Source organism: Actinokineospora guangxiensis, assembly GCF_042657845.1.
GTDB lineage: Bacteria > Actinomycetota > Actinomycetes > Mycobacteriales > Pseudonocardiaceae > Actinokineospora > Actinokineospora guangxiensis.
Map to the genome: position 1 here is coordinate 130452 of NZ_JBHSKF010000007.1, position 13944 is coordinate 144395.

Here is a 13944-nt window from a genome sequence, read left to right on the forward strand (position 1 = left end):
TCACCGCCCCTGCGCCGCGGCGACCTGGTCGATGTGCTCGGTCCAGCTCACCCCGGCGATGCGCTGGGCCGCCTCGGCGACCAGGCTGGCCGCGAGGTAGCGCTCCACCGGTGTCACGTCGAGCACCGCGATCAGCTGGTACAGCATGTTCGTGCGGAACCGGAAGGCGGTGAAGTGCGGCGCGATCTCCGGGCCACGCAGATCCACCGCGGACAGGCGGCGGTGGTACTCCGAGAGCGCGGTGCGCTCCCGCGCGCTCCAGCGCGAGGCGGTGTCCGGCCCACCGACCCGCGCGCCGCGGCGGGCGTACTCCTCGGGCAGGTCGAAGGGCAGCACGCCGTTGTCGACGGCGGCGGCCACTTCGGCGTGGGTCGTCGCCGCCCAGGTGTGCCACAGGGCGGCGAGCTGGTCCGCCGACTCCGCCGAGGTCGCGGCGCGCACCAGTTCGGTCACCGGGTCGGCGTTGCGCTCCCAGGTATGCGCGAACCGGGCCCGCAGCGTGCCGTCCGGATCGTGGTGGAACAGCATCTGCTCCACATGGGACAGCAAGGAGTGGTATCCGGCCCCGAGACCGAGGTGGTAGCGGCTGGCGTGGGCGGCGAGCGCGGTGATGGCCGCCCGGACCCGGGCCCCGGCGGTGTTGCCCGCCGACGCGAGCGCCTCAGCGGTCCCCGCGAGCGCCGCCACACCGAGGCGCAGCGCCCGGGAGCGCAGCCGCACCAGCTCGTCGGAACCCAGCAGCGCCGCCAGCCCGACGGTGTCGGTAGGGGTGATCACCACCGTGTTGTCCTCGGCGATCGGCGTGTACGGGCCCGGCACGAGTTCCAGCAGACCGGCGGCCTGAGACCGTTCCACGAGGACGTCAGCCGATATGCCCGCGGTGGACGGATGCCTGGCCAGGTAGGAGCGCAGGCGGGCGGCGACCTCCTCGGCGGCGGCCGCTTCGTCGGCGTCCGGCCCGGCCAGCCGGACCCGCAGGTGCGGCCCGTGCAGCCAGTGCCGTTCCACGTGCGCGGCCACGGCCGGGTGGCGGCGGGTCAGATCGCTCAGCGCGGGCAGGACGACGCCGGTCAGGAGAGGCAGCTTGATCGGATCGTGGTAGTAGCAGACGACGTCGGTCATTGCCCTCTCCGGTAGGTCTCGACGATGAGTTCGACAACGCGCCCGTCCGGATTGTCGCCGGGCACCGGCAGCGCCTCGGTGAAGCGGACCCCGGCGCTGAACCGGCCGACCACCTTCGCCAGGTGCCGCAGGTGCAGCGCGTTGCCCAGGTCGACGTACTGCGACTTGGGATCGGCCAGCTGCCTGCCGAAGTCCTCCCACGACCGCACGATGCCCGCCGCGCCGACGAACACGTGTTGGGGCATGCCGTGCCGGGCGCGCAGCTCGGCGGCGGCGAGCGCGGGCGACCGCGCGGTGTCGAGGACGTCGAGCAGCTCGGTGACGGCGTGCTCGGCGAACCGCCAGGACCGCCGGGACAGCACCACGTCCCCGCAGGTGAGCCTGCCTTTGCGGGTGACGCCTGCGACCGCGTCGCCGGGCGTGAGCGGGCCGAGGGTCGGCAGCCCGCAGTCCAGGTCGAAGTGCAACGCCGCCATCCGGCTGGGCAGCATGGACGGGATGAGGAATCCCAGGTACAGCACGTTGATGGTCCTGCCGCTCGACACCTCGCGCAGCCGGATCTGGTCGGTGCGCTCGTCGTGGTACGCCTCGACCTGGTCCGGGGTCAGGTCCGCCCAGGTCGGGTCATCGCCGATCTCGAACCCGGTGACCGCGGGATGCAGGTTCGCGTTGAATCCGCCGACCGGGCGCAGCTGGGCTGTGTCGCCGGCCAGCAGGCGCAGCTGCGCGGCCACCGCATCCCGCGCGGCGGGGTCGAGGTAGTCGAGGAACCGGCTCGTGAACCGGCCGAATCCGGCGTAGGCGTGGTTGACCACCAGCCCGGCTCCGGTTGGCTGGACGAACAGCGAGTACGACGCGGTCCGCCGTTTCGCCCACTCCGGCAGCAGCTCGGCGGCCATACGCAGCACGTGCTCCGGGATCGCCCGGTCCGCGGTGCCGGGCACGCTGTCCGCCTCGATCAGCGCCGCCAGCGCGGTCCGCAGATCCAGCAGGTCGCAGACCGCGGTGCTGAGCCCGTCGGCGCGCCAGGAGCTCGGGCGGTTCCCGACGGTGAACGCCGTGGGCACGACCTCGTCCAGCAGGTCGGCCAGCGCAATCAGCTCGATGGCCGCGCCACGGCCGAAGCGCTCGACGAACGCGTCGCGCACCATCAGCCTGACCAGCGCCTGCTGGTCGAACAGCATGAGGAAGGGGGTGAGCCGCGCCAGCGTCGGCAGGCTGTCCTGGCCGTGCCTGCCGCCGAGCGGGAACCGTCCGGGCAGCACCACATCCTCGCTCAGCGGCGGGACACCCGTCAGGTCGATCCGCAGCGAGGGCGTCGCGTCGGCGGCCCGCGCCCAGCCGTCCGCCAGTCCGGCCAGCGCGGCGGGTCGCTCCCCGGCGGGCAGCGAGCTGAACGCCGTGGTTCGCTCGTCCAGCCGCAGCACGGCCGCGGCCAGGTCAGCCAGCCCCTGTTCGGCCAGCCAGGCGGCCAGTGGTCCGGCCCGATCGGGATGCTGCGGGTGGACCGGAGCGGCGGCGACCAGCACACCGCTGTCGATCAGCTTGTGCACGTAGCCCGCCGCCGCGGCGGACGCCTGCGCGCCACCGAGGCGTTCGGCCAGCGCCTCGGCCAGCTCCGCCGGGGCCGGGCAGCGCGGGGACGCGGCGCGGACGAGTCCGACGAGGAACCGCAGGGGACCGGACGCACGCAGTTCCACCTGCTCCTCGCGGGTGGCGAACGTCCGACCGGCGACCGGCACGTCCCTACGGAACAACACCCGCTCACCCCGAATCCGCAGACCCGGCGCGAGGTGGTGGCCGAAGCGGTCGCGACGGGCCGGGTCGGTCAGCACCGCGTGGCCGATCCGGTCGAGCAGCGCCCGGTTCACCCGGGCGACCGCGACCGGTTCGCCGACATCCCATAGTCGTTCGCCGGGGCCCCACCAGCCGAAGCCGACATGGGTGTACCAGGACAGCGGGCTGGTCTTCGTGCTCGTCCGCAGCGCGTAGCGCAGAATGGCCTGCTCGGCCTTGCGGCCCCGCTTGTCGGGTTCGCCGCGTCGGCCCGCGGTGCGATCGATTCCGTGGAGCAGGTCGCGCCCGCTGAGCGCGGCGGCCTTGCGCAGCGGGTTCTCGGCGCACATCGCGGCGAGCGCCGCCCGCTCGGCGGCGAGCGCGTCGGGCAGCAGGCGCTCGACCCGGTCAGCGAGAGCGCCGATCTCGGCTCGCTCGGCCAGCCAGTCGGCCAGTCCGGGAATGTCGTCGACCGTGTCGCTGAGCGCCTCGATCAGCGCGGGCCGGGGCATCCGGTTGTTGTGGATGTCGCGGCGCACCGGCAGCAGCACCCTCTGCTGGAACCCGGTTCGCCGGTCGGGCATGGCCTGGGTGGGCATGGCCTGAGTGGGCATGGCCTGGGTGGGCATGGCACTGTGCAGCGCCTCGGTGACCGCCGGGGTGCGGCTCCACAGTGCGGCTGTTCGGTCAACCAGCTCGGCGAGTGCGGCGCGAAACGGCTCGGAGCGGGTCGGCGGGGCCGGATAGGGCAGCGAGGCTACTCGGAACAGGGCGTAGGGCGCGACAGTGGTGTCCGGTTCATCGGCGCTGGGCACCCTGTCGCGGGTGCTGCTGCTGAGGGTTCTGGCCATCGGATGGCTCTCCATGGGATGGTCCGCGCCGGAACGGTCCCCTCGGGAACCGTTCCGGCGTTCATCACCTGACGTCGCCGCTCTTACTGCGGATCAATGCAGCTGCAGCACGAGCCGTTGGTGTAGGAAGCGCCGGTCTCCGGCAGCGCCACGCCCTCGCGCATCGCCGTCACCGACAGCTCGCCGAGTTCCAGCTCGTCAAACGTGAAATCAGAGTCGTTCACGGGTTCCTCCTGAAGTGAATGTGGATGGCTCGTTCGCATCGGCGCTGAGTCTTGGGTGGATTCACCTCCTGGGCATCGGAAGTCTGTGGCCCGCTCATCCGGACCGGCCCACGGGAATGAGGTACTGCGCCGCCTCGGCGAGGCCGTCCATGCCCAGGGTCTCGTGCACGAGGTCGTCGTAGAAGCCGCCGATGGTGAGCGATTCCAGACCGAGACCGGTCGCGCACAGCACCAGGTTCTGCGCGAGGTGGCCCGCCTCGATCAGGGCGAACCGCAGGCCGCGCACGCCATACCTCGCCCTGATCTCGTCCAATCGGACGGAGAGCACGAGCATGACCGGAATCGCGGCCGCGTCGATGGTCCTGGCGCCGGCCTCGGGCAGAAACCACGGGGACAACTCCGCGACCTCGGAGGTGTCGGGGGCCTCGGCGTAGCGCAGCAGCCGACAGCCCGCCGGGTCGACCAGGTAGGAGCCGGGGCGAAGGTCATCGACCGACCAGACGAAAGCGCGCAGCCGAGCCGGGAACATCGTGCCCGCGCTGGGGTAGCCACGCCGCAGGCGTGCCTCGTGCCGGCCGTCAGCCGCGTCACGCTCGTGCACGGTGAGGCTCGACCGGAGCAGCGTGCCCAGTTCACCGATCGAGACGGCGCCGCCGAACCGGCGCGCGGAACGGCGGCGGACGAGCACGTCCGCGAGCGTGGCGGTGAGCGGCGGACCGTCGGGCAGCTCGACCACCCGCGCTGTCCGCGCCAGCCACGCGGTCGTGTCCGTCTCGGCGGTGTCGACCGCGCCCGCGGGCAGGACCGCGGGGTGACCGGGAAGGAGCTTGGACTTCTCCAGGAAGGAATGGTCCGGGCCGATCTGGTCGGCGTCGAAGCCGACCGCGCTGGATTCGCCGAGCAGGACCGCGGCGACGAGGAAGCACGCTGCCCGCTCCTCATCGGGGTGCACCCCCAACCGGTTGCACAGCATGTGCAGCTGGGAAGCCCAGACCGTCAGCCGGGACACCGGGCTCAGGGTGCGCAGCCGCGCGTCCGCGTCAGCCACGACGGTGGCCCAGCGGCCGACGACGTCGCCCGCCCCCGCGTCGGCGACCTGCGCCCGCACCGCGTTCAGCGCGCGCTCCAGACCGCCGCGCTGGGCGCTGAGCACGCTGGTCACCCTGGCCAGGAGGGTGGCGGCGGGCGCCATCTCCGTCCTGTCGATCCACCGCCACGCGTTGGCGTGCCGCCGCAACCACCGAGCCGCCGCGGCGTCGGTGAGCCCGAGCGCCAGAGCCGTGGCGTAGGCCAGCTGGACCACCACGACCAGCCTGCGATTCCCCTTGACGGTGCCGATGGTGTCGAGCGCCAGCGCGCTCGAAGCGCTGAACACCTGCTCCGCGACCGCGAGCGCCGAAGCACCGCCGTAGCGTTCCACCTCCGCCTCGTAGCCGATCTCGGCCACGGTGCCGTGCGGCTGCCATTCCTGGCCGCCCTGGTGGGCAGCCGGTTCCGCCATGCCAAGAAGGGCGGCGAGTTCCTCGCGCAGTTCCCGGGGCGAGTCAACCCCCGACGCCCGCACCCGAATGTGCGGACCGCCTTCCCAGTACCGGATGAAGAACCAGTCCCGCAACCGACCGTCCGCGCGCCATTGATCCAGCACCGTCCGCAGGCTGCCGGCCAAGAACTCATCCGTTGTGGACGATTCCCAGTGCGCGAACAGGTGCAGGCTCGTCCAGGCTCCGCGAACCTGTGGTGACGTTTCCGAGCCAGTCGACAGCGGCTCCGTCAAGACCCCTCCCATGCCCGGCCCGCCCGCCTGAACTGATCCCCCGCCAGCGGATCAACCTGCCGCCACAATGGCGGCGCACCAGCCACAGCGCCACAATCCCGAACAAATCCGAACAGCCCGGCGAACGTGCGCGGATAGCGTGCTCGGTCGACTCTTCCCCGATTGTCGCCAGACGAATCGACGGCCTAGTCACGCCGAAAAACAATCAGGGCCGGTCAGCGAAACGCTGACCGGCCCTGAACTCCCTGGTGGGCGATACTGGGATCGAACCAGTGACCCCTTCGGTGTGAACGAAGTGCTCTCCCGCTGAGCTAATCGCCCGGGAACGTCCGCCCCAGGGGGCGACGGGGGAAAGACTACCGCATGGGATGGATCATCCGAAAATCGGGGAGGCCAACCAGGGCCACTCGATGCCGAACCAGCCTCCCACCAGGGCGAACACGTTCAGCAGCCACAGGGTCACCAGGACGATGAGACCGGTCAGGGCGAGGACCAGGAGCCGCACGACGATGTTCTGGCGCTTGAGCCAGGCCACCCAGGCGTCGTACTTCCCGCGGGCGTAGTCCAGGACGCGGCGGGCCCAGGGGAACTCGACGGCGAGGATGGCCAGGCCGGCGAAGACGACGAGCCAGCCGGGGCCGGGGTAGGGCACCAGGATGATGCCGGTGATCAAGACGGCCGCGCCGACGATGCCGACACCGACGCGCCACACCAGACGGGTGGTTCGCGACCGGTCGGCCCAGTCTGGGCGGAAAGAGCGGTCCTCTTCGGTCCTACCCGACACCGGGCACCTCCATCCGGGTGAGTTGTTGCGCCATTGTCGCCCCGGGCTGCCGCCGGGGCATCTGCACAGGTCGTGACCTGCGAGAACGTGGTTCTTGCCACATCAATCGCCGACATCGCAGGTCAGCGCGGGCTTTGCCGCGTGGGAACAACCGAGGGTGCCGAGATTCGCACGGCAGGCGCTACCACCGGGCCCGGAAACCAGCCAGTATAGAGAGGCTGCCCGCCAACGTTGGTCACGGTGCGCAGCGACGCGGACGCTGCGCGCTGCGGAGAGTGGCCCGTCCGGGTGACAAATCCCGGAATCGCGACCCTTTCGTTGCACAGTGGCGTCACATGGAAGGGGCTCAGTCGTTTTGACTGGGGAGGGAGCAGAAGGGTAGCGACGATGCGAAACGATCACGTGACGCTGCGTTCGACAGCGGTGTTCGACCTCTTGGCGCCGAGGACCCCAGCGGTCCCGGTCAAGGTGGAACTGCGCTACGACACGCGCGACCCGTACGCGGTCGTCGCCGCATTCCGCACCGGCCGCGCGGGCTGGGTCGAATGGGTCTTCGCCCGCGACCTCCTCGCCGACGGCCTCATCGCCGAAGCAGGCGACGGCGACGTCCGCATCCGCCCGGCGGGCGACGACCCCGAGGTCGTCGTCATCGAGCTGAGCTCCCCGTCCGGCCACGCCGTCTTCGAGGCCGCCGCCCAGGAACTAGCCGACTTCCTGGACCGCACCTACGACGTCGTCGTCCCCGGCAACGAACACCTCTGGGTCGACGTCGACGAGGCACTCACCCACCTGATCTCCACCGACCTGACCTGAGAAGATCGGCTTAGGGACCCCCCGATTTGGACCCGCCGACACCCCTCGGATAGAGTTCACTCGCACCACGCCGGAGGGCAGCGGAACACCACCGCGGACCACCCGGAAGGCGTGCGGATGTAGCGCAGCTGGTAGCGCATCACCTTGCCAAGGTGAGGGTCGCGGGTTCGAATCCCGTCATCCGCTCGGAAGCGGTTCGGCCTTGCGCCGGCCCCTCGGAGGTCCCGACCTTCGGGACATGGCGGAGTGGCCGAGTGGCTTAGGCAAGGGCCTGCAAAGCCCTGTACACGGGTTCGATTCCCGTCTCCGCCTCGGGCGATTAGCTCAGTGGGAGAGCACTACCTTGACACGGTAGGGGTCACTGGTTCAATCCCAGTATCGCCCACCAGACGTTTGTGCTGGTGAGAAGCCCTGTCCCTTCACTAGGGGACAGGGCTTCTGTCGTCTCGATGGAGAATCCGTGGAGACGATCTTGGTCTTACCGTCGTCTCTCCATCGACGGAGACCCGAGACGTGCAGACGAATGCCGGTCAAGCGACACCCCTAACGTGACCCGTGTCACCAACTCTTTTGCTGTTGATTTGGCGGGTCGTCGCGTTGTCAAAGTCGGAGGAATCTCTTCGTGCTGCGCAGCGAGTTGCGTTAAGGCGCATCCCGTGAACTCGGTGATCCGCGCATAGCGTGGAATAGTGTGCTGGCCATGACCACGAACGACTGGTTGGCCGACACCCGAACCTCCTATGACACGGTCGCGGTCAGCTATGCCGACCAAGTGCGCGGCGCCCTCGCCGGACACCAGTACCTTCGCGCGGCTCTGGCCTTGTTCGCCGACAGCGTGCGGGTCGCCGGCGGCGGGCTGGTCGCTGGCCGGCCTGCTCGCCTGGCAGTCGTTGATCCACATCCCAGACGACGAAGTGCCGACAGTGTTTGGGCACTTCCACCGAGCATTGCGCCCCGGCGGACCGCTACAGCCCTGTTCCACGTCGGCGACGAGTCACAGTTGAAGACCGACGGCTACGGCGGTCAACCAATGAAGATCTCCCAGATGCTGCTCGACCCGAACGCGGAAGCTCGCAAGCGATTCTGTTCGCACGCAGTAAGTCCTAACTCCAGCACATGTCGGGCTCGCCAGCCGGAGCCGGAGGACATGCGGGACTGCTCCCAACGCTGGTGGTGGCCTCGTCGATGCTGTCGAGCACTCGTTGGAGCATCGTCGTGCTCGCGCCGAAGCCGGGTCTTCTCCCCCGTGGGATTCTCGGTCGACGGAAGGAGTGGTGGCCGGCCTGAGGGCAGCGGGCCGAGTCACGCAACAACGCCGCGGTGCTTCGCCGACGACAAGATCGCCCGGGAGACCCCGACCGTCACCGTGGTGGCCCGCTATGGAGGTTTCGACCACACGGCCGCACTGCGCGTCGAGTACGCCAGGGGGCCCGACTACTGACCGACGAAACGCTGGGGTTCCCACCGCGGCAGGCTCATTCTTTGCCGAGACCGTCGGGGGCCGCGGCGTGGACCAGGCCGTGTTCGTAGGCGAACACGACGGCTTGGACGCGGTCGCGCAGGTTGAGTTTCATGAGGACTCGGCCTACGTGGGTCTTCACCGTGGTGGCGCCGAGGACGAGTGTCGTGGCGATCTCGGAGTTGGAGAGGCCACGTGCCATGAGCACCAGCACTTCCCGTTCGCGGGGGGTGAGGGCGGTGACCGCGTCTGTCTGGACACGCGAGGGGGTGTGGCGGGTGTAGCGGTCGATCAGGCGGCGGGTGATGCTCGGGGCGAGCAGGGCCTCGCCCGCCGCGACGACGCGGACGCCGTCGACGAGGCGTTCGCAGGGCACGTCCTTGAGGAGGAAGCCGCTCGCTCCGGCGCACAGCGCGGCGAAGACGTACTCGTCCAAGTCGAAGGTGGTCAGGATCAGCACCGGGACGCCGTCGGCCGCTAGTTCTCTGGTCGCGGCGATGCCGTCCATCCTGGGCATGCGGACGTCCATCAGCACCAAGTCGGGGCGGTGTCGGCGGGCCAGGGCCACCGCCTGCTCGCCGTCGCCCGCCTCGGCGACCACCTCGATGTCGGGCTCGGCTTCCAGGATGAGTCGGAAGCCGGTCCGCATCAGGGCTTGGTCGTCGGCGATGAGGACGGAAAGGACACCCATAGCTGCCGGAGGGTATTCGGGTTCCGGGGCCACACCCGGCGCTGTCACCCGAACGGGGTGCGGGTCAGCCCGGATAGGGGAGGGTGGCCGTCACCCGGAAATCAGTGCGGCCGCCGTGGATCCGGACCGCGCCCCCGACCAGCGCGGCCCGTTCCCGCATCCCGACCAAGCCGTGCCCGGGGACACCCCGATCGGGTGAAACGCCGTCGTTGTCGATGCCGATGGCCAAGTCGGTGTCCCGGAACTCCAGGTCCACGGTGACCTCGGTCGGCCGGGCGTGCTTGGCGGCGTTGGTCAGCGCCTCCTGCACGATCCGGTAGGCGCACAGCTCGACCCCCGCGGGCAGCGCCCTGCGGTTCCCCCGGATCCTCAGCCGGACGGGCAGCTCGGCCGCCGCGAACCGGGCGACCAGCTCCTCCAGGGACGCCAGGTCGGGGTGCGGGGCCAGGTCTGCCGGTTCGGTGCGCAGCGCGCCGAGCAGCCTGCGCAGCTCGGCCAGGCTCTCCCTGCCGGATTCGGCGACCTGGACGAGCGCGGTGTCGGCCCGCGCGGGGTCCTCGGTGAGGGCTCGGCGGGCGACCGAGGAGTAGAGGATCATGACGCTCACCGTGTGCGCGACGACGTCGTGCATCTCCCGGGCGATCGCGGCCCGCTCCGCGGCGATGACGAGCCGTTCCCGCGTGCTGTGCTCCCGCGCGGCCAGCTCGCGGTGGGCGCGCTGCTGGTCGCCCAGCACGGTGGCGGTCGCGTAGAGGACGAGCAGCACCGGGATCCAGGTCGGCTCGGTCTCCTGCGCCACCTCGATCGGGGTCTTGACCGCCCCGAACCCCACGGCGCAGCGCACGGCCGTCCAGCGGGGCCGCCACGCCGCCACCGAGTAGAGCCCGACCAGCAGCCCGGCCTCGCTGATGGCCACCGCCAGCACCGTGCCCGCCAGCGCGGCGGCGGCGAGCACGCTGAACACCCCGATCGGCGCCACGCGGCGCCACGCCAGCGGCAGCGTGCCCACCGCGATGAAGACCAGCGACCACCCGATCGGCGGGGTCGGGGACCTGACCGAGACGTTGAACCAGATGTCCACGGCCAGCAGGACAATGGCTCCGACGCTGTCGGCGGAGTTCGGCCGGGGTAGGCGCATGCCTGGCGACACTAACGGGCGAAACAGGTCGGGGCGTCCTCCGCGGTGAGGACATTCCGGGGAGACTCGGCCCGTGTTCCTGTTCGCTGTACTGGCTTTGCTCCCCCTGCTCAGCCCAGTGGCGCCCACACCGGAGGGCGGCTGCGCCCCGCCAGGGGAATACACCGAGGCGACCTGGCCGCTCGTCCAACACACCCCGGACGGGCGTCCGGTCGCCCGCACCTACCGCGCCCACGTCCCGCCGAACGCGCGTGGCGGACTCGTCCTCGACCTGCACGGCGCGTTCAGCGGCAAGGAGGAGCAGGACGACCGCAGCGGGATGCGCGCGAAGGCCGACGCGGGGGGTTTCGTGGCCGTGCAGCCGGACTCCTGGCCGCACTGGACCACGTCGGCGGCCGATGAGGCGGCCAGGGGCGTCAGCGACTCCGAGTTCCTGCGACGGCTGGTCGGGATCACCGTCGAACAGCTCTGCGTCGCCCCCGCGAAGGTGTACGCGGTCGGCTTCTCCAGCGGGGGCCTGATGGCCGCCCGGTTCGCGTGCTCGGGCACGACGAAGCTGGCGGGCATCGGCATGGTGGCCGCCGCTCCCCTCCCGGACACCGCGCCGTGCCACCGCCCACTCCCCTTGCGCCTGGTGTTCTCCCACAACGACCACGTACTGGCCCGCTGCTGCAGCGGCGACCTAGGCGCCATGACAGCCGGCGTGCACGCCTTGGCCCGCCAGTGGGCCGACGACAACGGCTGCGTCGCGCCGCCGCGTGAGGAGTCCACAGGGGAGACCGGCTGGGGTGTGCGGGTGAAGACCGTCCACCACCTCTGCCCGGGACGCGGCGACGTCGTCGTCGACCAGATCGACACCGGCGACCCGGTCCGGGACGGCCATTTCTGGCCCGGTCCGCCCAGCCGCGCGCCGTTCGACGCGACCTCGGCGATCGTGTCGTTCTGGGACGGGGTGTGAGCGAGGACCTGTGACCACCCCCTGACCCGGCCACAGGTCCTCGCGGGCTCAGCAGTGGTAGAGCCCGCTGAACCACGCGGGTTCGACCGCGCTGTCCTGGACCCAATCACCCGGGACCAGCGTGATGCACTGGCTGTCGCTGGCTCCCTCCCACCTGATGCGGAACCGTTGCGTGTCCTGGCAGGTGTTCTTCACCTCGACGTAGGCGTGGAAGAAGGTGTCCCAAGTCCTGGTGTGCAGGCATTGCGGCGGGCCGTCCACCGGCTCGGCGGCCGCCGCCAGCGGAACGGCGACCAACCCACCCGTGGCGACGGCGACGGCGGTGACGGCGGTGAGGATCGTGCGCATCTCTGTCTCCCAGTTCCCGGCCTGGTCCGCGGTTTTCCGCGGCACGGCACCAGGTTGCCGCGCCGACCACCTCCACGTCGTCGTGCCCGGTGACCATCCTGGGCTCCCCTCGGCGACGGATCGGGTCGTTCTCGGGGAGGAGGATCGCCGCGCCGAAAGTGGTCACCTGTCCGTGCACCGCCCGCTCAGTTCGCGGGTTCACCCGGTTGGTCGTGGGTGGCGCAGTGGATTCCGCCGCCGCCTGAGGCGATCGCGTCGATGCGGATGCCGATGATGTCGCGGTCGGGGAAGTGGTCCCGGAGGAGTTGGGCCGCGCGGTCGTCGGCTTCGCGGTCGCCGAACTCCGGGAGGAAGACGGCGTCGTTGGTGACGGAGAAGTTCAGGTAGGAGATCACCGCGTCTGGGCCCAGGTCGACATCGTCTGGTTGGAAGACCTCGATGACCTCCACGGGGCGGCCGTCGGCGTCGGTGGATTCGGTGAGGGTCGCGTGGGCCTGGTCGGCCACGCGGGTCCAGACGTCTGGCGGGGTGCCCGGGGCGGCGCGGTCGAGGAGGACGGCGCCGGAGGGGGTGAAGCGAGCGAGGTAGTCGACGTGGGCGTCGGTGATGTCCTGGCCGCGCACCCCCTCGAACCAGATCACCTTCCGCAGTCCCAGGACACGCCGCAGCTCGGCCTCGATGTCCGCCCGCGACCGCCCCGGGTTGCGGTTGTCGTTGACCAGTGAGCTCTCGGTGGCCATGAGGGTGCCCTTGCCGTCGGTCTCGAACGATCCGCCCTCGGCTACCAGCCACGTGTCGATTCCCGGGATGTCGAAGCGGTCCAGGACCGCCTCGGCCACCGCGGCGTCGTGGTCGTGGGTCTGTTTGCGGCCCCAGCCGTTGAAGTTGAAGTCGACGCCGTGGACCTCGCCCGCCTCTTCGACGAAGACCGGCACGGTGTCGCGCGTCCACAGGTCGTCCACCGGGATCGGGACGACGAGGACACCGCCGCCGCACGCGGCCCGCGCCGCGGCGACCTGGGCGGGCCGGGCGAGCATGACGACCTCCTCGTACTCGCCGATCGCCCGGGCCAGCCGCGCGATGTCCGCGCGCACCTCGGGCAGCAGGTCCGCCCAGATCCCGGCGGAGGCGGGCCACGCCATGACGGTGCGCACGTGGCTCTCCCACTCGGCGCCGAAACGGCGTGCGGGCATCGGGCCGGGCGCGGCGGAGGCACCCCCGGTGGCCTGCGGCGATGCCCCGCACGCCCCGACCGCCAGCAGGCCGAGCCCGGACAGCGCCGAACGACGGGACATCGGTGACACGGGGGCCTCCAAGCGGACGAAGCGACACCCCATCCTGACACTGACTGAATTTTCAGTCAAACCGAGCGACCGGGCAGAGCGGGCACGGCTCCTGCTCACGAACTCAGGGGTTGTCCCCCACACACGCCAGTTCCCGGTCGAGCACCCGCAAGAGGTGGTCGCGGACGTCATCGGTCGACATCAGCTGCGACAACCACCGGTTGCTCAAGCCCTCGACGAAGGCGGTCAGCCGAACGGCCACACCGTGCGGGTCGACCTCGTCGGCGATACTCCCGTCCGTCTTCCCCTGATCGATGTACTCCGCCAGGTCGGCGACCCACCGCGCCGTGGCATCGGCCACCACGGGCCGCAGCGCCTCATCGAAGACGGCCGCACCCCGGACTTCCCCCCAGACCGCCGAGTTCTCCCGCACGAGATCGTCGTCCTGGAACTCGCCCAGCACCTGCAGTGCCAGCCGCTCACGCCCGCTGCGCCCTTCCTCCGCGCGCGCATAGGACTCGGCGCGGGCGTTCACGTGCCGCATCGCGTGCGCGAGCAAGCCTGCCCGGTCCCCGAAGTGGTAGTAGATCAACGCCGTGGAGACCCCCGCCTCGGCGGCGACGTTCTCCACCCGCAGGCCCCGGATGCCGTCCCGGGCGATCACCCGGCAGGTGGCGCCGAGCAGTTGCTGCTTGCGATCACTCACAGCAGCACCCTAGAACC

The 13944-nt window shown here is 70.7% G+C and carries 13 protein-coding genes and 4 tRNA genes; 6 read left to right on the forward strand and 11 right to left on the reverse strand.

The features are described from left to right. The 6 genes from ACFPM7_RS16610 to ACFPM7_RS16635 all read right to left on the reverse strand — a co-directional run bounded on the left by ACFPM7_RS16610 (position 1) and on the right by ACFPM7_RS16635 (position 6531). The gene (locus tag ACFPM7_RS16610) at positions 1-1122 is read right to left on the reverse strand and encodes a lantibiotic dehydratase C-terminal domain-containing protein (protein ID WP_378248527.1); all 1122 of its coding nucleotides are present in this window, start codon (positions 1120-1122) and stop codon (positions 1-3) included. Then, positions 1119-3749 (reverse strand): lantibiotic dehydratase, encoded by a 2631-nt coding sequence (locus ACFPM7_RS16615; RefSeq protein WP_378248528.1) that lies wholly within the window; start codon positions 3747-3749, stop codon positions 1119-1121. Before ACFPM7_RS16615 ends, ACFPM7_RS16610 begins: the two co-directional genes overlap by 4 nt. An 83-nt stretch (positions 3750-3832) precedes the next feature. Continuing rightward, positions 3833-3973: a thiazolylpeptide-type bacteriocin gene (locus tag ACFPM7_RS16620; RefSeq protein ID WP_378248529.1), complete on the reverse strand. Its 141-nt coding sequence runs from the start codon at positions 3971-3973 to the stop codon at positions 3833-3835. A gap of 94 nt (positions 3974-4067) precedes the next feature. Beyond that, complete coding sequence (locus ACFPM7_RS16625) at positions 4068-5759, reverse strand: thiopeptide-type bacteriocin biosynthesis protein (RefSeq protein ID WP_378248530.1); 1692 nt, start codon at positions 5757-5759, stop codon at positions 4068-4070. Positions 5760-5993: 234 nt separating this feature from the next. Further along, positions 5994-6068 (reverse strand) — tRNA-Val (locus ACFPM7_RS16630). A gap of 52 nt (positions 6069-6120) precedes the next feature. Continuing rightward, positions 6121-6531, reverse strand: coding sequence for a TIGR02611 family protein (locus ACFPM7_RS16635; protein WP_378248531.1), 411 nt, complete (start codon positions 6529-6531; stop codon positions 6121-6123). A gap of 387 nt (positions 6532-6918) precedes the next feature. Here ACFPM7_RS16635 and ACFPM7_RS16640 point away from each other — a divergent pair, with 387 nt between their 5' ends. From ACFPM7_RS16640 to ACFPM7_RS16660, 5 genes are all read left to right on the forward strand, one after another. Next, positions 6919-7344, forward strand: coding sequence for an SsgA family sporulation/cell division regulator (locus ACFPM7_RS16640; protein ID WP_378248532.1), 426 nt, complete (start codon positions 6919-6921; stop codon positions 7342-7344). Positions 7345-7457: 113 nt separating this feature from the next. Then, positions 7458-7530 (forward strand) — tRNA-Gly (locus ACFPM7_RS16645). Between the two features lie 54 nt (positions 7531-7584). Then, a tRNA-Cys gene (locus ACFPM7_RS16650) sits at positions 7585-7656 on the forward strand. Position 7657: 1 nt separating this feature from the next. Continuing rightward, a tRNA-Val gene (locus ACFPM7_RS16655) sits at positions 7658-7732 on the forward strand. A 312-nt stretch (positions 7733-8044) separates the two neighbouring features. After that, positions 8045-8785, forward strand: a complete 741-nt coding sequence (locus ACFPM7_RS16660; protein WP_378248533.1) for a hypothetical protein — start codon at positions 8045-8047, stop codon at positions 8783-8785. A gap of 34 nt (positions 8786-8819) precedes the next feature. Here the strand turns inward: ACFPM7_RS16660 and ACFPM7_RS16665 are convergent, their stop codons facing one another. Further along, positions 8820-9494, reverse strand: coding sequence for a response regulator (locus ACFPM7_RS16665; RefSeq protein ID WP_378248534.1), 675 nt, complete (start codon positions 9492-9494; stop codon positions 8820-8822). A 64-nt stretch (positions 9495-9558) separates the two neighbouring features. Continuing rightward, positions 9559-10632 carry a sensor histidine kinase gene (locus ACFPM7_RS16670; RefSeq protein ID WP_378248535.1) on the reverse strand — a complete coding sequence of 358 codons (1074 nt, stop codon included), beginning with the start codon at positions 10630-10632 and terminating at the stop codon, positions 9559-9561. 73 nt (positions 10633-10705) lie between these two features. Between ACFPM7_RS16670 and ACFPM7_RS16675 the strand changes: the two genes are divergently transcribed. Beyond that, a complete protein-coding gene (locus ACFPM7_RS16675; protein WP_378248536.1) occupies positions 10706-11590 on the forward strand; it encodes a CE1 family esterase in 885 nt (294 codons plus the stop codon). Between the two features lie 48 nt (positions 11591-11638). Here the strand turns inward: ACFPM7_RS16675 and ACFPM7_RS16680 are convergent, their stop codons facing one another. The 3 genes from ACFPM7_RS16680 to ACFPM7_RS16690 form a co-directional block, all read right to left on the reverse strand. After that, positions 11639-11938 (reverse strand): hypothetical protein, encoded by a 300-nt coding sequence (locus tag ACFPM7_RS16680; RefSeq protein ID WP_378248537.1) that lies wholly within the window; start codon positions 11936-11938, stop codon positions 11639-11641. Between the two features lie 185 nt (positions 11939-12123). After that, entirely contained in the window at positions 12124-13233 is a 1110-nt protein-coding gene (locus ACFPM7_RS16685) for an agmatine deiminase family protein (RefSeq protein ID WP_378248538.1), read from the reverse strand. A gap of 112 nt (positions 13234-13345) precedes the next feature. Further along, on the reverse strand, positions 13346-13927 hold the full coding sequence (locus ACFPM7_RS16690; protein WP_378248539.1) for a TetR/AcrR family transcriptional regulator: 582 nt from the start codon (positions 13925-13927) through the stop codon (positions 13346-13348). Positions 13928-13944 lie beyond the last annotated feature (17 nt).